We start from the raw sequence: 19,220 nt of genomic DNA on the forward strand, positions 1-19,220 counted from the left end.
GAATGAGGATAGGCTGGCTGGGTTTAACGCTTCTCTGTCGGCTTCGGCGTCTCGGCTTTGCGGCGAGCGTAGGCTTCGCTGAACGATTCGAGCGGTGCGGGGGGCAACTCGCGCTGGCGTCCCCAACCGTTGAGCGGGTTGTAAATGAGTACGCGGGGCGTCCACCTGAGCGACCATCGCGCGAGCCGTCCGAAGAGTCGGTACAGCCTTGGCCTCATGAACAGAATCTTCGCCATCGACATCGGGGCCCGCTTGCTCAGCGGTACGAGCTTTCGCTTAGCGAGTTCGCCTCGCATCGCCAGCAACTGGTGGTGGAGCGGAATCTTCACCGGGCAAACTTCAGTACACGATCCGCACAGGCTGCAGGCGAACGGCAAGCTCTCGTAGCGTGCTGGGTCGCGTGCCGGATTGATGATTGACCCGATTGGCCCGGCGACGGTTGCGTGGTAACTATGTCCGCCGCTGCGTCGATACACGGGGCACGTGTTGAGGCATGCACCGCAGCGAATGCAGTTGAGCGAGCGATTGAACTCGCTCTGCCCCATGAGACCGCTGCGGCCGTTGTCCACCAGGATTATGTGCATCTCCTGCCCCGGGCGGGGCGAGTGGAAGTGCGACGAGTAAGCCGTGATCGGTTGACCGGTTGCAGACCGAGCAAGTAATCGCAGGAACACGCCGAGGTGTTCCAGGCGTGGGATGAGCTTCTCGATGCCCATCGACGCGATGTGAATCGGGGCGAGCGAGGTGCCAAGGTCGGCGTTGCCCTCGTTGGTGCAGACGACGATGCCACCCGTTTCGGCGATGCCAAAATTCACACCGGTGAGCGCCGCACCGCCGGCGAGCAGCTTTTCGCGAAGGTGATGTCTGGCGGCGTCGGCGAGGTAGTTGGGTTCGCTGACGCCCGCCTCGGTGCCAAGTTCTTTGTGGAAGAGTTCGCCCACTTCTTGCCGCTTCATGTGGATGGCGGGGAGGACGATGTGACTGGGGTGTTCGCCCCGCATCTGAACGATTCGCTCACCCAGGTCGGTATCGATCACTTCGATGCCGGCGGCCTCCAGATATGGGTTAAGCACGCACTCTTCGGTGAGCATCGACTTGCTTTTGACCATCAGCTTGACGCCGCGCTTTTGGAGCAGGTCGAGGATGATGCGATTGTGCTCCTCGCCATCGCGAGCCCAATGGACGTGAACTCCATGGCGCTGGGCGTTGGACTCGAACTGTTCGAGGTACTCGTCGAGCTTGGAAAGGGTATGCCGTTTGATCTCCGATGCCTTGTCGCGGAGCATTTCCCACTCGGGGACGCTTGCCGCGGCGAGATCGCGTTTCTTGCGCACGAACCAAATGGTCTCGTCATGCCAGCGAGTCCGCTCGGCGTCGGCGACAAACTTAGTGGCTTCGGTGGCGTGCGACATAAGAGTAGTGGGCGGGGGCGGTGGGCGGTGGGCAGTACTTAGCGAGCGGGGCCCGTAAGGGCCGTGGTAACAATCCGTTCCTCACAACACAAATTCAGCCATCAACTCATCTCTCCGGAATCGGATATCCCGCGAAGATCTCCGCAACGTGCATCGTCGACATCGGCATCCGCTGGCGGCGGGCAAGCCCACCGAGGTGCATCAGGCACGACATGTCCGCGGCGGCGATGACTTCGGCTCCCGCCGAATGATGATCGGCCAAACGGTCGAGCCCCATCCGGCAGCTCACCGCTTCTTCGGCCACGGCGAATGTGCCGCCAAACCCGCAACACTCGTCGGGCCGCTCGAGGTCTACCAAGCGAATACCCTGCATGCCGGCGAGCAATCGGGCGACCTTGTTGAACGGCGTGGACATAACCTCGCTGGGCTTTCCGAGCCGCAGTTCTCGAAGTCCATGACACGCGTTGTGCAGACCGACGCGGTGAGGAAACTCTCCTTCAACACGTTCGACGCCAACAACATCGGTTAGGAACTCGCAGAGCTCAAACGTTCGCTCCGCCACACGTTCGACGCGCGGGTCGTTGGGCAACAGATCGTGGTAGTGATGACGAACCATCGCCACACAGCTTCCGCTCGGCGCGACGACGTATTCGTACTTGCTGAAGAGATCGAGGAACCGCTGGGCTACGGGCCGGGCGTCGTCGGTGCATCCCGTGTTTGCCATCGGCTGGCCACAGCAGGTTTGGTTCGCCGGATAATCGACGGTCGCTCCATAGCGTTCGAGCACTTCCACCGTCGCCATGCCGACGCGTGGGAAGAATTGGTCGATGTAACAAGGGATGAAAAGTCCGACGTTCACGCTGCGTCCATCAGGGGGAGCCGGGGCAGCGCGTCACGGGGCGACGTCGCTCCACGGCAGGTCGAGCAGATGCTTCCGCTCGGTGGGTTTCGCGGGCCGGCGAGGGCCCGTCAATTCGTAGGTTGCAATATACACCGACACCTTCTCCGGTGGCGAGCCTTCCAGGTACCCCGCATCCAGCCAGACCGGAACGAACGCCCGGACGATGCTTACCAGTTCTTCCTGTTCGGCACCATCGTTCTGTCCGGATTGTTTGCTATTCGCCGGTTTGTAGCTGACGAACTTCTTGAACGTCGGCACGTAACGAGACTCGGTGAAGTGGTCGCGGAGTGGATCGTCGTCCAGCGGCACCGCCTGACCATCGGCCGAAACCGCCTCGAACTCGGGCCAAAGTATTGTAGACGTGCTCATGGTGTCGAACAGCGGGTAGCAAGCAATCGGCCAGGCCGCCGAGAGGCGACCGAAACCCAGCACAATCTGACCGGCGAGGATGGCGATTGCGAATACGACCAGCGGAACCGCGGACCAACGGACGGCTGCCGACGTTTTCTCGCCCTTCTTGGGGCCAATTGGCACACTGCACGCCCGCGTATCAGCGACATGCCGGTAAATACGGCGACCAATTGCGGCGACGGGTGGCAAATAGACAAACGGAAGCGTCAACCACAAAATCGGAACTCGCCAAGCGATTCGCTGATAGGCATCGTAACCTTTGGTAACGCGCCACTCGCCATTGGCCTGGCGCTCGCCCGCATGCATGTCTCGCATCAAGGCATCGTCGCCCAAATGTCCTAATCCAAGGCTATCAATTCGTTGGCGGTCGAACGCACTAACGCCCTTCATCAAACGCAGCCAATCAAGCGTCAGCAAGATCGACATCGTCCGCCGGCACATCTTGCAGTTGCCATCGTAGAGTACGACCATCGGTTCGCGGTACATGCGGCGTCCGATCCAAGCGAATACGCGATCCCAGTCGACGAACATCACGTACATGGCTTGCATCGTGTAGAAGCTGATGTTCATCAGCAGGCGGGTCATGTTATGGAACAGCAGTCCCAGCCCGGCCCAGATAAGCCGCGTCGGTCGCCACAGCACCGCGAGTGGCCAGCCGAGTTCCATCACGACGGCGGTCAGAGCCCCCATGGCCGTAAAGCCGGGGATGTCGTAGAGCGGCAGTACGGGCTCGAAAGTTTCGAGTTCGAACCACTTCTGCAGCAGTTGGTTGTTCAAGTTGCCGCTGAAGATCCAGGTGAGTCCATTCCGCGCGACCTTCCAGAATCCTGGAAAGAAATAAGTGAGCGCGAGCACCAGCATCGCAAAGCGAATTGGCATGCCGTAGCGCACGGAGCGGACGACGCGCGCGACCTGACCTCGATCGGCTCGCCGAATGGCTTGCCAAATCGAATCAATAGAGAGTGCATCTCCACACCGCGAGCAAGCGATGAGGATACCGAACAGCACCACGTGGTGGAGCGTGTGATTCACCTTGCCCGAGCACTGAGGAATACCCAGCAGGTAGATCGCCAGGATCACGCTCGCCCACGCCGAGGTTCGCGTGAACACGCCGGCGATCGTCATCACCGTGGTTGCGATCGCAATGGGCAGTAGCCATTCGACGACCTCGACGCTGATCGGCAGTCGCTCGAACAGTGGGCCCGAGAAACTCGGCCAGTCAAAATTCTCGCGCGGCCACGCGGCATACTCGAGGATCGGCTCGTTGAGCAAGCACAACAACAGCATCGCGAAAACCACGATGCGAAAGATGGCAAGATTGATCGGCGCTACCGGTGCAAACAAGAACCGCCAGAACTGATTGCGAAGCGCGGCAATGCCGACAAACGCTCCGGTGGCTCCGAACAGCAGCGTTGCCAGCGCGGCAGCCTTCCACGAGTAGCCCGACGCCCATGCTTCATAAAACGCGCGACTGCGGTCCTCGCCCATCGCTTCGCCAAATCGACGATGCGAATCGATCTTTTGGTTCACCGCGGCGAAGCTCGTGCCGTCGTAACCGTCCAGAATCAACTTAGGGACGGCGACAAAGCTCACCGCCATCGCCCCGAGCCACATTACGGCGAGCGCCACAAGCACCCATCGTCGCCAGGGACCCCCTTGTTGCCAGAGACTTGGTCGAGGCTCGGACATGGGGCGGGCGGGGAACGGAGGGCGGGGGCAGGGAATATACCGATTGTAGTTCACCCCTTACGCGAGTCCAGGAAGGAGGTGCTCTCTACCTCCGTTAAAGCCCTAGCCCTCGACGGAAGTCGAGGGCTTTTCGAGAATGTCGCGAAGAAAAGCCCAAGACTTCCGTCATGGGCTATTGGTGGCGAACCAATTGGCCTAGTAATGTGGCGGTCGCTCGTGGGGCAAATCGTCTCCCGACTGCTGGACGTGCTCGCCAAGCATTTTGACCTTCGCCTCCAGTTTCGTGACCAATAGCGTGAGCTGCATGATCTCGCGCCCCTGCCCTGTTACGACTTCATGCAGCGCGTCGATCGTGTGCTGCTGATGGGCGAGGATTTCTTCGAGGCGAGTTTGACGATCGTGACTACTCATCGCGTGATGTCACTTACCCGAAGTACGTAGACAAGTTTGTGAGAAGTGGAAACGTCGAATGTCACCACGACCGGAGGCAAAAATAACATCCGCCTAGCGCGGTCACGAGCCTCGCCTAACTCTAGCGGCGAAAACTTCAGCAAGCGATCTAACTCGTCGACCGCTTCCCCGACGGCGCGTCGGTCTGTTGAATCTGTCCAGATATCGGCTAACTCGGCAAGAGCCGATGGCATCCATAGTACGCTGTAGGGCATCAGCGCCCCATCTCCTGCCAGAACTCTGCGAGCTCGCGACCCCCACCTTCTGCGCGACGCCGATCAAGCTCTTCATCCGACATAGTTGCAGCGGCCCAATCGTAAACCAACCGGTGAAATGCTGTTTCCGAGAGGAAACGCCCGATAGGCACGCCCGTTTGACTACAAATGGTCGCTACAGGATTGCTTGCGAGCTGTAGCTCGGTCAAGTTGTCGACATTGATGGACACCATCGTTCGTCTCCTAAACGACATTTGAGGATAACATTTCCTCCCTCCATCCTATCTCACACCACCTGCTGCGGCAAATTAATGCCCGGGGCGCTCATCGTCGTGAAGCCCATCAGGTATTCGTCGATCGCGCGGGCCGCGCCGCGGCCTTCGTTGATCGCCCACACCACCAGACTTTGACCACGGCGGCAGTCACCGGCGGCAAACACGCCCTCGGCGCTCGTGGCGAACTTGCCGTGCTCGGCTTTGATCGTCAGCCAGCCGCGGCGAGGTTCTTGGGTTTCGATGCCCAGCATCTCGCTGACTTCCAGCTCGGGACCAACAAAGCCGGTGGCCAGCAGCACCAAGTCGGCGGGCCAAATCTTCTCGCTGTCCACCACTTCGGCAAACGGCGCGTTCTCCGTTGGCTTCGACCAGTCGACCTGAACGGTCTTCACGCCGGTGATGCGGCCATTCTCGCCGATGAACTCCTTGGTCAGCACCTGATAGATGCGAGGGTCGGTGCCGGTCTTCGCTTCGACTTCGGCGTGCGAGTAATCGACGCGGAACACGCGCGGCCACTCGGGCCAGGGGTTCTTCGGTCCGCGAGTAGCCGGCGGCTTGTCCAGCAGTTCGAAGTTCACGATGCTCGTTGCGCCGTGGCGGAGCGAAGTACCAATGCAGTCGGCACCCGTGTCACCACCACCAATCACGACGACGTTCTTGCCCTTCGCCGAGATGTACGCACCGTCCTTGAGCTGCGAATCGAGCAGGCTCTTCGTGTTGCGGGTGAGGAAGTCCATCGCGTTGTGAATGCCGGCGAGGTCGCGCCCGGGGCAACGCCCCGTCGGGTCGAACGACTTCGTCGCACCGGTGGCGAGCAGCAAAGCGTCGTATTCCTCACGCAGTTCGTTAGGATCGATCACCGTGATGTCGAGCCCACGTTCCTTCATGATGCCGGTCATGTGTCCCGATTCGAAATCGGTGCGACTACCAACATGAACGCACGTGCGAAACTCCACTCCCTCTTCACGCAACTGGTTGATGCGCCGCTCGACAACATCCTTGCCAAGCTTCATGAAGGGAATGCCGTACATCAACAGACCACCAATGCGATCCGCACGCTCGAACACCGTTACCGCATGCCCGCGGCGACGAAGCTGCTGGGCAGCGGCGAGACCAGCCGGGCCCGAGCCAACGATGGCGACGCGCATGCCGGTTTCTTGCTCGGGCGGTTGCGGCACCACCCAACCTTTTTCCCAACCGCGGTCGATGATGGCGTTCTCAATGTTTTTGATGGTCACCGGTGGCTCGGTGATGCCGAGAACGCACGCCCCTTCGCACGGCGCGGGGCAGGCCCGGCCAGTAAACTCCGGGAAGTTGTTAGTCTTGTGCAACCGCACGAGCGCGTCTTGCCACCGGCCTTGGTACACCAGGTCGTTCCACTCGGGAATCAGGTTGTCGATGGGACAGCCGTTGTTCGACTGGCAGAATGGCACCCCACAGTCCATGCACCGCGCACCCTGAGTCTGCAACTGCGGCTCGGGGGCATGCGTGAAAATCTCGAGGTAGTCCTTCGCCCGTTCTAGCGGATCCCGATAAGGCACCGCCTCGCGCTTGAACTCTTTAAATCCGGTTGGTTTTCCCATAATGTTTCTCAACTCTCAGCAAAAATGATTTCTCACGCAAAGGCGCAAAGACGCGAAGGAGATTGTTTAGTCTTCCAGTCCGTTCACGACTCTAGTTATGCCGTCTTTGATGAGTACTTCATTAAAATTTATTAGTAAGCCAAGCCTGCGGTTCTTGAGGCGCAGGTGAGTCAGCAACTGTTTCTTATGTACTGGGTGCACTTTCTCGACGGATTTCACCTCGACGATTACCTTGTCTTCCACCAACAGGTCCAATTCAAAACCTTTGTCGAAAGTCAGGTTATCCCACTCAATCACAACAGGAACTTCTCGTTCAACCTTCAGCCCAAGCTTCCGCAACTCGTAGGCAAGCACCACTTGATACACACTCTCCAGCAATCCCGGCCCTAGTTTCGAGTGAATCCGAAACGCCGCGTCGACAATCAATCTTGCAATTTCATTTTCGTGCATTCGATTGGAATCCGACACTGTTGGCGTTCCGACCTTTGCGTCTTTGCGTCTCTGCGTGAGAGATAAACAAATTAGCCTACGCAGAAACCCCGACCGTCGACCGATCTTTCCGTTCTTCCAGCACTCGCTTGTAATCCGTCGGCATGACTTTCACGAACTCGCCGAGCACGTCGTCCCAGCGATCGAGCACGTCGATGGCGACGGTCGAGCCGGTGTGGTTGGCGTGGGCTTCGATGAGGCCGCGAAGTTCGGCGATGTCCTCTTCGTCCACCACGTCTTCCAGCTCGACCATGCCCAGGTTGCACTGCACACGGAACGCATCGCGATCCGGCGCCCACACGTAGGCGATGCCGCCGCTCATGCCTGCGGCAAAGTTGCGGCCCGTCGGACCAAGGATCACTACCCGGCCGCCGGTCATGTACTCGCAGCCGTGGTCGCCCACTCCTTCGATGACCGTCGTCGCACCCGAGTTACGCACGCCGAATCGCTCGGCTGCACGTCCGCGGAAGAACGCCTCGCCGCTGGTTGCGCCGTACAGGCAGACGTTACCAACGATGATGTTCTCCTCGGCAACGAACTTCGAGTTCTTCGGCGGGTACACAATCACCCGTCCGCCCGACAGTCCCTTGCCGATATAGTCATTGCCGTCGCCTTCGAGTTCGAGCGTCACGCCCTTCGCCAGGAACGCTCCGAAACTCTGACCAGCCGAGCCATTGAACTTGAAGCGAATGGTGTCGTCCGGCAGCAGGTCGAGGCCCCACTTCTTGGCGATCTCGTTCGACAGGATCGTGCCGACCGTGCGGTCGGTGTTGATGATGTCGAGCTCGGCACGCACCTGCTTGCCATCTTCCAAAGCCGGCTTGGCCAGTGGCACCAGCTTCCGCAGGTCGAGAGACTGCTCCAGTCCGTGGTCCTGAGGGATGGTGCAGTACATGCCGACGTCGGGGCGTGGGCCCTTCGCGGGCTTCAGCATGTTGGTCAGGTCGAGTCCATCGGCCTTCCAGTGCTTAATCGCATCGTTGCCGTCCAGGCAGTCGACGCGGCCCACCATCTCGAGAATGCTGCGGAAGCCGAGTTGGGCCATCCACTTTCTCGTATCTTCGGCCACCATGAACAGGTAATTCACGACATGCTCGGGCTTACCCATGAACTTCTTACGAAGCTCGGGGTCCTGCGTCGCCACGCCCACGGGGCACGTGTTGAGATGACACTTACGCATCATGATGCAGCCCAGCGTGATGAGTGGCGCGGTGGCGAAGCCGAACTCCTCGGCACCTAGCATCGCGGCGATCACTACGTCGCGGCCGGTCTTCAAGCCACCGTCGGTTTGCAAGGTCACGCGACTACGCAGGTCGTTCATCACCAGTGTCTGGTGCGTCTCGGCGATACCAAGTTCCCATGGCAAGCCGGCGTGCTTGATGCTGGTGAGAGGCGAAGCGCCCGTACCACCACCGTCGCCGGCAATGAGGACATGGTCGGCGTAGCCCTTCGCCACACCCGCGGCCACCGTACCGACACCCACTTCCGAAACCAACTTGACGCTCACACGAGCCTCGCGGTTGGCGTTCTTCAGGTCGTGGATCAATTGCTTGAGATCCTCGATCGAATAAATATCGTGGTGCGGCGGAGGCGAAATCAGACCCACGCCCGGCGTCGAATAGCGCAGGCGAGCAATGTAGTCGTCCACCTTGCGGCCCGGCAGCTCACCACCTTCGCCCGGCTTCGCGCCTTGCGAGATCTTGATCTGCAACTCATCGGCGTTGGTCAGGTAGTTGATCGTCACGCCAAATCGGCCTGACGCCACCTGCTTGATCGCACTGCGGCGCGAATCGCCGTTGGCCTCGGGAATCCAGCGCGACGGGTCTTCGCCCCCTTCGCCCGTGTTGCTCTTTCCGCCCAGTCGATTCATGGCGATGGCGAGCGACTCGTGCGCCTCGGCCGAGATCGATCCGAACGACATCGCACCGGTGCAGAATCGCTTGACGATGTCCTTGGCGGACTCGACCTCTTCGATCGGAATCGGTCCACCATTCGCGCCTTCTTTGAACTTCAACAAACCACGCAACTGACACCGCGTGCGGGCGTCGGTGTCGACGTGCTTGGCGAAGCGCTCGTAAGCGTTGGGGTCGCCAGCGCGGGCGGCGATTTGAATGTCGGCGATCGACTGCGGGTCCCACATATGGCGTTCGCCTTCAGCCCGCCAGTGGTACTCGCCAGGATTGGTGAGCACGGGCAGCTTGGGCGTACCTGGCTGAGGATAACCCAGGGCGTGACGACGCAGGGCTTCTTCGGCCAGCACTTCAAAGCCGACGCCCTGAATGCGACTCGCGGTACCGACGAACGAGCGATTGATCACCTCGTCACGCAGACCGAGCGCCTCGAAGATCTGCGCGCCCTTGTAGCTTTGCAGCGTCGAGATGCCCATCTTGGCCATCACCTTGAGCATGCCCTTGGTGATGCCCTTGCGATAGCGCGCGGCAATGTCGTGGTCTTCGGCAGTGACGGGATCGAACACCTCGTCGTCCAGACCAATGGCCGGATGCACTAAGTTCTCGCCCGACTCTCCCTCGCTCGGTTGCCAGTCGCCAGTGTCAAGCAGTCCCTCGCGGCGAGCCGCCCACAGCGATTCGAACGCCAGGTACGGATTGATCGCGTCGGCGCCGTAGCCAATCAGCAGGCAGTGATGATGCACCTCGCGGGCTTCGCCCGTTTCGACGATCAGACCCACGCGGGTCCGCTTCGCCACCTTCGTCAGGTGATGATGCACCGCACCCACTGCCAGCAGCGAGCTGAGCGGTACGCGTTCGGCGCTTACCGCGCGATCGGACAAGACGACCAGCGAGTAACCATCGTCAATTGCCAGCTCGGCCTCGGCACAAATGCGATCAAGCGCCTGCACCATCCCTTCGGTACCCGCCGAGCGAGCCCAGGTGATGTCGATCGAGCGGGTCTTCCAATTGCCAACGGCGTCGGGGTTGTCGTCGAGGTGCAACAGCGACGCGAGTTGCTCGTTCGAGAGGAACGGGTGAGCGAGCCGCAAACGGTGGGCGTGGCGTTCGGTCGACTCCAGCAGGTTTTGCTCGGGGCCGATGTAGCACTCCAGCGTCATGATCACTTCCTCACGAATCGAATCGATCGCGGGGTTAGTGACCTGGGCGAACAGCTGCTTGAAGTAGTCGTAGATCATTCGCGGCTTGTCCGACAAGCACGCCAGGCACGAGTCGTTGCCCATCGAGCCGATCGGGTCCTTCTCGACCTTCACCAGCGGCAGCAGCATGAAGTGCATGGTCTCGAGCGTGTAGCCAAACGCCTGCATCCGCTCTAGCAGCGTGTCGGGATAGAACCCGTGCGGCTCCTGCTGCGGCTTCAGTTCGTTCAGATCGATCCGCTGGTTGCGAAGCCACTCGGCGTACGGACGGCGGCTCGCAATTTCGTGCTTCAGTTCGTCGTCGGGAATCAGACGGCCTTGCTCGAAGTCGACCAGGAACATACGCCCTGGCTGCAAACGGCCCTTCATCTTGATGTTGTCAGGCGTGATGGTCGGCAGCACGCCGGCTTCGCTCGCCATGATCACGCGATCGTCGTGCGTGACGTAGTACCGGCTCGGACGCAAACCATTGCGGTCGAGCGTCGCGCCGATGTACTTGCCATCGGTGAACACCACCGAAGCGGGACCGTCCCACGGCTCCATTAAAGCCGAGTGGAACTCGTAGAACGCACGCTTATCCTCGGGCATCGTGGCGTGATTCTGCCACGCCTCGGGGATCATCATCATGACGGCCTCTTGCAGAGTGCGGCCGTTCATCAGCAGAAACTCGAGCGTATTGTCGAACGTACCCGAGTCGCTGCAGTCAGGCTCGACGATTGGGAACAGCTTGGACAGTTCGTCGCCGAACAGTTTGCTCTCAACCACGCCTTCGCGGGCACGCATCCAGTTGGCGTTGCCGCGGACAGTGTTGATCTCGCCGTTGTGACTCATGAACCGCAGCGGCTGGGCGCGGTCCCACGAGGGGAACGTGTTGGTCGCGAACCGCGAGTGGACCATCGCCAAGTGGCTGGTGAAAGTCTCGTCCTTGAGGTCCGGGTAGTACTTGAACAGCTGCTCGGTGGTGAGCATGCCCTTGTAGATGATCACCTTGGTCGACAGCGAGCAGATGTAGAACATCCGCCGCTCGTTCAGCGAGCGATCGCTACGCAGGGTGTTGCTCGCCTGCTTGCGAATCAGGTACAGCTGTCGCTCGAACTCGTCGCCGCTGAACCCTTCGCCCGCCGCGATCACCAGCTGCTCAACGCGAGGTTCGCCCGCGCGAGCCGTCGGGCCCAGGTCGGCACCTTCGGTATCCACGGGCACGGCGCGCCAACCCACCAGCCGCTGGCCTTGCGCTACGATCAACTCGTTAACGAGCTTCTTGCAGTGCTCGCGCTCTTTGGCGTCGCGGGGCAGAAATACGTTACCCGCGGCGAACTTGCCGGCTCCCGGCAGTTCGACGCCGAGGTCCTTCTTCACCACCGCGGCGAGGAAGTCGTGTGGCAGCGCCGTCAGAATGCCAGCACCGTCCCCCGTGTTCGGTTCGCAACCACAAGCACCACGGTGGTCCATGTTGCGAAGCACCGTTTCGGCGTCGACGAGAATCTGGTGGCTGCGTTGGCCTTTGATGTGCGCAACGAAACCCACGCCGCACGCGTCGTGCTCGTTCGCGGGATCGTACAGGCCGTAGGCTTCGGGCAGATGTGTGAGTTGATGTCGGGTGTCCATGACTTCGGTCCTTTTTCGGATCGCGGGTGCCACCGGCGGCGGTCAGCGGGAGCGGGGCGACTCACCGTGAGTCGTCTCCGCGTCCGAGGCCGCTTGCTGGAAGCGACCTCTTACGCAATGACTGCTTCTGTTTTCAAACTGGACAAGGCCGGCGTTGGCGAGGCGAGCTCGTCGTCGGCATGCAACTGGAGGTATTCGAGAAAACGCCTGGTGGTGCCGTTCATCTCCCGGTCGCGACGATACACAAACCCAAGCGGCCGCGATAGTTGCAGCCCACTTAGGGGGATAGCCACGAGCGAACCCATGGCCACTTCCCGCGCCACGGTCGGCTCGGGAAGGATACTGAGGCTCGAGCCAACTTCCACGGCTCGCTTGATGGTCTCGATGTTGTCGAATTCAAACTCGATGACCACTTCGATCCCCCGCAGGGAGAACTCGTGGTCGAGCTCGTCGCGAATCCGAAGTCCTTCCTGAAACGCCACGAACGATTGCCCCCGCACCGCTTCCAAAGGCACGCGGTCGCGCGACGCCAAGGGGTGGGTCGGCGGAGCGACGATCACCATCCGCTCCGACCGCCACGGCACCGCCGTCAGCAGCCGGGTTTCCTGGGGGTAGCTGGTGATGCCAAAGTCGGCCTGGTCGGATTCGACCACCTCGATCACCCGGTCGGGGTGGAGGTATTCCAAGCGGATGTCGCACTGCGGGTGCTGGGCCGAGAAACCCCGCAGGTGCTGGCTCATGTGGGCGAGGCCCACGGAGTATATAGACGCCACGTTCACCCGCGACTCTTCCGCTTCGTGCAACGAGCGGACTTCGCGTTCCAAAGCGGCGTACCGCTGGAGCAGGTCGAGGCATCCCTCGAAGTATCGCTCTCCCTCGCTGGTCAGCACAAAAGGCCGTCGCGAGCGATCGAGCAACTGGGTGCCCAGGTTTTCCTCGATATGCTGCACCATCAAGCTCGCGTTCGATTGCGACACACCGTTAGCATCCGCAGCTTTGGAAAAGCTGCGCATCTTCACGACATCGCAAAAGACCTTGAGCGAACGGAGTTGCATCGAATGTTGAGAGCTTTAGTCATCTAGGAAGGTTCAGCACCAGGCCCAAAACGGCCGTGGACCGCCACGTACGACCGGTGCATTTGTAGGAATTCCGCCTCCAGAAAAGCCGCATTTGGAGGGAGCAACCATCGGACAATCTACACAATTAATAATGACGATTGCTAGAATTCCAAAAGCGAATAGTAGTGAGGAGTGCTATCGATGTCAATCTGCGCCTACTCGATCGACTTACTCGACATCAAAACAAGCGGGCAACCGCATTTAATGGCGTCACCTGGCGAGGAGCCGATCACTGCTAGCGCGGCACTGGCAAGCTGTGACGGCTGTAACGCTTTTGCGGGAATTAGAGCTAATTCTCTCGCTACAACCGGCCGTATCGGCAGCACCGGCGTCACGGGAACGACCGATTCTTTAGGCACGACCGTTGCGCACGGAGCATGCGCGCTACGCTCCTAAACCATTCAGCCGCTCACGCCAGCCGCGCCTTTTACCACCTTTGATGCCCGGATCTCGTATGACCTTTCAGGCAAAACTAGCCTGCCTGCTGTCGCTCACCTGCGGCTTACTGTACCCACCGCTGGCACAAGGCGAGCAGCCATTTGAGTACCGGCACGCCACCTACGACATCTCACCCGATATGTTCGATGGCATCCCGTGGTTGGAGTCGTACCCTTCGGAGTCGTTGGCTCGCGAAGTACTGCCGCTGACCACTCCGGACACCGAAGCAGACAGTGGCGAAGACGACGCGGGTGGATCGCTGGAAAAGCGTCTCGCAGAGCTTGAGAAGAAGTACGAAGAACTTCAAGGCGAGCAGGAAGACGTGGTGTCAAGCATCGATGGCCTGGTCAGCATGGGCCACGGGGATGAAACGCTGCGACTCTCGGGGCGCATCCATGCCGACATTTGGACCTTCCCGGCCAGTTCGCCCGGTGTGGACGGTTTCGAATCGGGCAACAACGACATTCCGCCCCAGGACCGCATCGGCTTCCGCCGCGTCCGCATGGGTGTCGATGGCCGCTTGTGGGAGAACATGGTTTACAAGCTCGAGATGGAGTTTGCCGGCGGCAACGACGTCGAGTTCCGCGACGTTTACATGGGCTTCACCGATTTGCCTTACTTGCAAACGGTTCTGATTGGCAACCAGAAACGACCCTACGGTTTGGATCATATTAATAGCAGTCGCTACAACATTTTCATCGAACGGCCCTTTGTCATCGAGGCCTTCAACCAAGACTCGCGGCGACTTGGCATTCAGTCGTATGGGTTCTCGGAAGATCTAGCATGGAACTGGCGATACGGCATCTTCAACCAGCGGTTGATCCAGGACGAAGGGTTCTATGCGAGCAATCACTGGCAAGGCCAGGTTGCGGGACGACTCGCCAACACCATGTGGTGGGACGAACTTTCCGACGGGCGAGGCTACGCTCATTGGGCTGTCTCCGGAACGTGGGCTGAGCCAAATGGCAACGAAGAGGACGACAACTTCGCCGACTCGGGGGCGAACGAGGCTCGGTTTCGCACCCGCCCCGAAGCCAGAACCCAATCTCGCTGGCTCGACACAGGAGTGATCGACGATGCCAAGTACTATTCGCTCGTCGGCCTCGAAAACGTTGTGAACTTTGGAGCCTTCCAGTTCTGTGGCGAGTACCAGTCGCTGTGGCTCGACCGGGAAGACGCGGGGCAACTGCATTTTCACGGTGGCTACTGCTACGTCTCGTACTTCTTCACCGGCGAGCACATGACCTGGGATCGCGAGATGGGGCAACTCGATCGCGTCGAACCTTTCGAGAACTTCTTCCTAGTGGATACGGCGCGGGACGGGGTTCAGGGTGGCTGGGGTGCCTGGCAGGTTGCGGCCCGCTATTCGACGCTCGACTTATCCGACGACAACATCCAGGGCGGCATCGGCGATAGCGTCACGCTTGGCGTCAACTGGTACTGGAACGCCTACGCCGGCATGCAGTTCAACTACATCTACGGCAATATCTACGACAACGAAGTCAACGCGGTGAATGGTATCGACTACGGCGACTATCAAATCGTCGGGGTTCGATTCCGGATGGATTACTAAGCCATTGCTACCCCCCAAAAAATTGATAATGGAGCCTCTCCATGCCCGCCCATAAAATCTTGCTTCCCATCATCGTAACCCTCATCACGCTACTGGTCCCGATTGTCCTTTGCGACGAGCTTCGCGCCAGTGACCCAACCGAGCAAGAAGAGACCGGTTGTGGCGACAAGAACGCTCCCAAGGCTTGCGGCCGCGACGGGGGGCCGCTGTGTAACATTCGCCTCCACGAACCGTGCGGCAAAGTTTGCCAAGCCAAGATCGAAGAAATCACTGAAGAGAAGTCGCGGTGGAACGTGGGCTGCGAGGAAATCTGCGTTCCGCGGGTTGTTTGCCCCTGGGCTCCGGGGGGTTCGGGCATCACGACCTTCAACTTTATGAAAAACACCATCAGCACGGGCGGGTGCAATGATCCCGAGTGCCTCGAGAATCTTCCGACCGACTGCGTCTACTGTGAGCAGCCCCGATGCGGCGATGTCCGCTGCATTCGCACGCTCGAGAGCGAGGACTACGAGACACGCCGCTGCGTTGCCGAGTGGGATATCAAGCAGAACTGCTATCGCTACGGACCTCGGCGTAGCTGCGGATGCGCGTGCGATTGCAACAACTGCGCAACCGGCGCCAGTATCGAAGCCATAGAAACTCCCCTTCAGCCCGCGCCAGCCGAGTTGCCGGTGCCGCGGGCCGCCAAGAAGTTCTACGAGTTTTGGAAGTGACGGCTACTTCTCGGCCCGCACTGGCTTGATCACGAATCGCAGTTGATGCGGCTCGTTGCCTGGCAGCGTGTACTCGCGGTGCGTTCGTGCGCCCCATGAGTTATCGCCGCCGACGCCGTGGACCTTTGAGTCGACGAATACCATGTTGAAGTCACGGCGGGGCAGCTCGTACGCGTGGGGGGCTTTCATCAAGTCGTCCAGCGTGTACGGCAGGACGCTGAAGCTCACCGGCTCGTCACCGGATTCGAACTTGAGGCCGGTTCCCGACTTGTCTTCAATGCTGAACCAACGCGTGTCAGCACGATTGCCGGTATCCTGCGTGCGGGCGTAGTTGTACGGCATCGCCTCGGCGGTCGACTCGTAAAGCGCGATCTCGCCACCCGTTTTGCGATCCCAGTACGTCTCATGCGGACCGCGGCCGTACCAAGCGACTTGATCGACCTCCTTGGGCACGGCGAGCATCATGCCGAAGCGCGGGAGCAGCGGGTACTCGTCTTGCTGCTTGGGTTCCATGCTCATGTCCACGGCAACCGATCCATCGCCGACAACTTCGTAGACCACGGTGAGAGGCGTGTCGCTCGCCGAACGAAGCGTCCACTTGCTTATGACCTTCACGGTGGCCGATTCGTCATCGACTTCGACACTCTCGAGCTTCGCCCGCTGAGCGGCGTTCATCCAGCCGCGGAAGTCCTTCTTGTAAATGTCGACCGCGCGCTGGTTGTCGTTCGGTACCTTGAAGAAGTTCGGAACGAGTGGCGAAGTGAGTTGCTCGCGGCCATCGATCTTGTACGAGGTGAGCCCGCCACTCTCTTTGCTGATCGTCAGCTCGAAGTTTTTACCAGTCACTACCACCGCGTCGTCCGATTCCGTGGCATTTACGGTACCCGCGGGCGTCTCCGAGCTGGGCTCGCTAGCGCTACCCACCGCGAGTTGATCCCACGCCACGGTGTGCCCGGCTTCCGCCCAGTCGGTGTCTTCGGGCAGGTGAAAACTGACGGTGACCATGGCTTCGCCCGCGTCGACCTTCGGTAAATCGAGCTTGATCTCTTTGCTCTCGCCGGCGGGGAGATCGAGTCGGCCCAAATCGCCGGTCGCGACTTCCTTGCCATCGACACGCAAAATCCACTTCGCTGCGAAACGATCAAGATTCGCGAACGTGTGCTTGTTCGTCAACTTCACGGTGCCACTGGCCATGTCTACCGGCTCGACCTTGATGTTCTGGTAGACCTTCTTCACTTCCCACGCGTGGGGATGGGGCGTGCGGAGGCTGCTGATAAGGCCGTTGCAACTGAAGTTGTAGTCGGTCGGCCGGTCGCCGAAGTCGCCGCCGTAGACCATCACTCGGTCTACGCCTTCCATGCCCTCGGGAGCTTTCTTCCACAGGCTTTGATCGACCCAGTCCCAGATGCAGCCACCCTGCAGCGACGGCGAGGATTCAATGAGGTCCCAGTAGTCCTGCAAGTTGCCAACGCTGTTGCCCATCGCGTGTGCGTACTCGCATTGAATCAGTGGCTTCGTCTGCGGCTTGCTGGCATACTCTTTCATCGTCGGCATCTCGGCGTACATCGGGCAGAAGATGTCGGTGTTGGTGTCGCGGCCGTTGTAGGCTTGCTCGTACTGCACCGGACGCGAAGGATCGGTTCTCTTCAGCCACGCGTAAGTCGCCTCGAAGTTCGAGCCGTTGCCCGCCTCGTTGCCGAGCGACCAGATGATGATCGATGGGTGGTTCTTATCACGGCCGTACAGATTCATGGTGCGGTCCATGTGCGCGGGGCCCCAACTCGGCTGCTTGGCGAGCGATGCCCCGTCGTAACCCATGCCGTGCGATTCGATGTTCGCCTCGTCAATGACGTAGAGTCCAAGCTCGTCGCACAGTTCGTACCAGTAGGGATGGTCCGGGTAGTGGCACGTCCGCACGGTGTTGATGTTGAACTGCTTCATCAACTGCACGTCCTTGAGCATCGACTCGCGGCTGACGTAGTGGCCGGTCTCCGGATCGTGCTCATGGCGATTCACGCCCTTCACGAGGATCGGCTTGCCATTGACCATCAACTGGCCGTCCTTGATCTCGACGGTGCGGAAACCAACTCGATAGGCGTTGGCCTCGATGGTCTCGCCCTGCCGGCCAACGAGCTTGGTGACGACGCGGTAGAGATTCGGCGTCTCGGCCGTCCACTTCTTGGGATTTTCGATGAGGATTTCGTCGGTTCGGACGAGAACCGGATCGCTCCCGACGGCCACGTTCCGCTTGACGGTCTTTCCCAGCATGTTGCCGGCGTCGTCTTGAAGTTCGACGTGCAAGTCAACGTGCCAGATGTCGTTCGCGTAGTTGATCAGCTCGACTTCGGCGTAGAGCGAACCATCTTCGTATTTGCTATCGAGTCGCGGGTGGAGCGTCACGTCGCGCTGGTGCGTCTTGCCGGTGGCGTACAAGTTCACATCGCGGAAAATGCCGCTCATGCGGAACATGTCCTGGTCTTCCAGATAGCTGCCGTCGCTGTAGCAATAGACTTCGACCGCTAAGGTGTTCTCGCCGGCGAGCAGGTACTTGGTGAGATCGAAGATGGCGGGCGTGCGACTGTCCTCGCTGTAGCCGATCTTCTCGCCATTGATCCAAACGTAGAACGCCGAGTCGACCCCTTCGAACTGGATGAAAATCTGCTTGTCCTTCCAATCGGCGGGCACCTTGAACGTGGTGATGTAGCTGCCGATGGGGTTGCGATCTTTGTAGCTGGTGTAATCCTTAGGCGGTTCGCCCATCACGCGAGGTGGGTCGACCTTAAACGGGTAGACCATGTTGGTGTAGACCGGAATGCCGTAGCCCTGCATTTGCCAATTGCTCGGCACAGGGATTTCGTCCCACTCCGAAGCGTCGAAGTCGGGTTCAAAGAATCGCAGCGGCCTGCTCGCGGGATCGGGCGACCAATGGAACTTCCACTTGCCATTGAGCGACTGCACCCACGGATTGGCCGCGGGGTCGCGTTTCACGGCATCCTCGACCGACGGCGCGGGGTAACCCGTCGCACGTGGACGCTCCTTGCCAATGCGGAAGACACGTTCGTTCTCCCAATCGACCTGGCCGCTGGCGACGGCGCTACTAAACATGGCAACGAACACCATAAGAATCGAACGCTCGAATGCACGAATCATGGGAGCTAAATCCTCAGAGCCACTCCGCTGGGGGAGTTCATATAACAACAAGCGTGAAAAGATAAATTTTACACAGAAATAGGCCG

General features: G+C 59.9%; 12 protein-coding genes. 2 read left to right on the top strand and 10 right to left on the bottom strand.

What is annotated here, in order from left to right:
* Positions 1-23: 23 nt before the first annotated feature.
* From SH292x_RS17510 to SH292x_RS17550, 9 genes are all read right to left on the bottom strand, one after another.
* Positions 24-1,412 carry a lactate utilization protein B gene (locus tag SH292x_RS17510; RefSeq protein ID WP_442482308.1) on the bottom strand — a complete coding sequence of 463 codons (1,389 nt, stop codon included), beginning with the start codon at positions 1,410-1,412 and terminating at the stop codon, positions 24-26.
* Positions 1,413-1,518: 106 nt separating this feature from the next.
* Entirely contained in the window at positions 1,519-2,271 is a 753-nt protein-coding gene (locus SH292x_RS17515; RefSeq protein ID WP_442482309.1) for a (Fe-S)-binding protein, read from the bottom strand.
* Between the two features lie 33 nt (positions 2,272-2,304).
* Positions 2,305-4,413 (bottom strand): DCC1-like thiol-disulfide oxidoreductase family protein, encoded by a 2,109-nt coding sequence (locus SH292x_RS17520; protein WP_442482310.1) that lies wholly within the window; start codon positions 4,411-4,413, stop codon positions 2,305-2,307.
* A 195-nt stretch (positions 4,414-4,608) separates the two neighbouring features.
* A complete protein-coding gene (locus SH292x_RS17525; RefSeq protein WP_442482311.1) occupies positions 4,609-4,824 on the bottom strand; it encodes a SlyX family protein in 216 nt (71 codons plus the stop codon).
* A 253-nt stretch (positions 4,825-5,077) separates the two neighbouring features.
* On the bottom strand, positions 5,078-5,311 hold the full coding sequence (locus SH292x_RS17530; RefSeq protein WP_442482312.1) for a hypothetical protein: 234 nt from the start codon (positions 5,309-5,311) through the stop codon (positions 5,078-5,080).
* A gap of 53 nt (positions 5,312-5,364) precedes the next feature.
* Positions 5,365-6,936 carry a glutamate synthase subunit beta gene (locus SH292x_RS17535; RefSeq protein WP_442482313.1) on the bottom strand — a complete coding sequence of 524 codons (1,572 nt, stop codon included), beginning with the start codon at positions 6,934-6,936 and terminating at the stop codon, positions 5,365-5,367.
* A gap of 66 nt (positions 6,937-7,002) precedes the next feature.
* Positions 7,003-7,386: a GxxExxY protein gene (locus SH292x_RS17540; RefSeq protein WP_442482314.1), complete on the bottom strand. Its 384-nt coding sequence runs from the start codon at positions 7,384-7,386 to the stop codon at positions 7,003-7,005.
* Positions 7,387-7,462: 76 nt separating this feature from the next.
* The gene (locus SH292x_RS17545; protein ID WP_442482315.1) at positions 7,463-12,142 is read right to left on the bottom strand and encodes a glutamate synthase-related protein; all 4,680 of its coding nucleotides are present in this window, start codon (positions 12,140-12,142) and stop codon (positions 7,463-7,465) included.
* 110 nt (positions 12,143-12,252) lie between these two features.
* Entirely contained in the window at positions 12,253-13,197 is a 945-nt protein-coding gene (locus SH292x_RS17550; protein ID WP_442482316.1) for a LysR family transcriptional regulator, read from the bottom strand.
* Positions 13,198-13,714: 517 nt separating this feature from the next.
* Here SH292x_RS17550 and SH292x_RS17555 point away from each other — a divergent pair.
* Together SH292x_RS17555 and SH292x_RS17560 are read left to right on the top strand one after the other, a co-directional pair.
* Entirely contained in the window at positions 13,715-15,271 is a 1,557-nt protein-coding gene (locus SH292x_RS17555) for an OprO/OprP family phosphate-selective porin (RefSeq protein WP_442482317.1), read from the top strand.
* A gap of 41 nt (positions 15,272-15,312) precedes the next feature.
* A complete protein-coding gene (locus SH292x_RS17560) occupies positions 15,313-15,984 on the top strand; it encodes a hypothetical protein (RefSeq protein WP_442482318.1) in 672 nt (223 codons plus the stop codon).
* Between the two features lie 3 nt (positions 15,985-15,987).
* Here the strand turns inward: SH292x_RS17560 and SH292x_RS17565 are convergent, their stop codons facing one another.
* A complete protein-coding gene (locus tag SH292x_RS17565) occupies positions 15,988-19,134 on the bottom strand; it encodes a glycoside hydrolase family 2 TIM barrel-domain containing protein (protein ID WP_442482319.1) in 3,147 nt (1,048 codons plus the stop codon).
* Positions 19,135-19,220 lie beyond the last annotated feature (86 nt).

Source organism: Aeoliella fuhlenseeensis (assembly GCF_052161615.1).
GTDB lineage: Bacteria > Planctomycetota > Planctomycetia > Pirellulales > Lacipirellulaceae > Aeoliella.

Excerpts from the sequence above, each read along its gene's own strand:
- SH292x_RS17560 (WP_442482318.1), top strand. The coding sequence starts at position 15,313 with ATGCCCGCCCATAAAATCTTGCTTCCCATCATCGTAACCCTCATCACG.
- SH292x_RS17530 (WP_442482312.1), bottom strand. The coding sequence starts at position 5,311 with ATGGTGTCCATCAATGTCGACAACTTGACCGAGCTACAGCTCGCAAGC.
- SH292x_RS17545 (WP_442482315.1), bottom strand. The coding sequence starts at position 12,142 with ATGGACACCCGACATCAACTCACACATCTGCCCGAAGCCTACGGCCTG.
- SH292x_RS17550 (WP_442482316.1), bottom strand. The coding sequence starts at position 13,197 with ATGCAACTCCGTTCGCTCAAGGTCTTTTGCGATGTCGTGAAGATGCGC.
- SH292x_RS17520 (WP_442482310.1), bottom strand. The coding sequence starts at position 4,413 with ATGTCCGAGCCTCGACCAAGTCTCTGGCAACAAGGGGGTCCCTGGCGA.
- SH292x_RS17540 (WP_442482314.1), bottom strand. The coding sequence starts at position 7,386 with ATGCACGAAAATGAAATTGCAAGATTGATTGTCGACGCGGCGTTTCGG.
- SH292x_RS17510 (WP_442482308.1), bottom strand. The coding sequence starts at position 1,412 with ATGTCGCACGCCACCGAAGCCACTAAGTTTGTCGCCGACGCCGAGCGG.
- SH292x_RS17565 (WP_442482319.1), bottom strand. The coding sequence starts at position 19,134 with ATGATTCGTGCATTCGAGCGTTCGATTCTTATGGTGTTCGTTGCCATG.
- SH292x_RS17525 (WP_442482311.1), bottom strand. The coding sequence starts at position 4,824 with ATGAGTAGTCACGATCGTCAAACTCGCCTCGAAGAAATCCTCGCCCAT.
- SH292x_RS17555 (WP_442482317.1), top strand. The coding sequence starts at position 13,715 with ATGACCTTTCAGGCAAAACTAGCCTGCCTGCTGTCGCTCACCTGCGGC.
- SH292x_RS17535 (WP_442482313.1), bottom strand. The coding sequence starts at position 6,936 with ATGGGAAAACCAACCGGATTTAAAGAGTTCAAGCGCGAGGCGGTGCCT.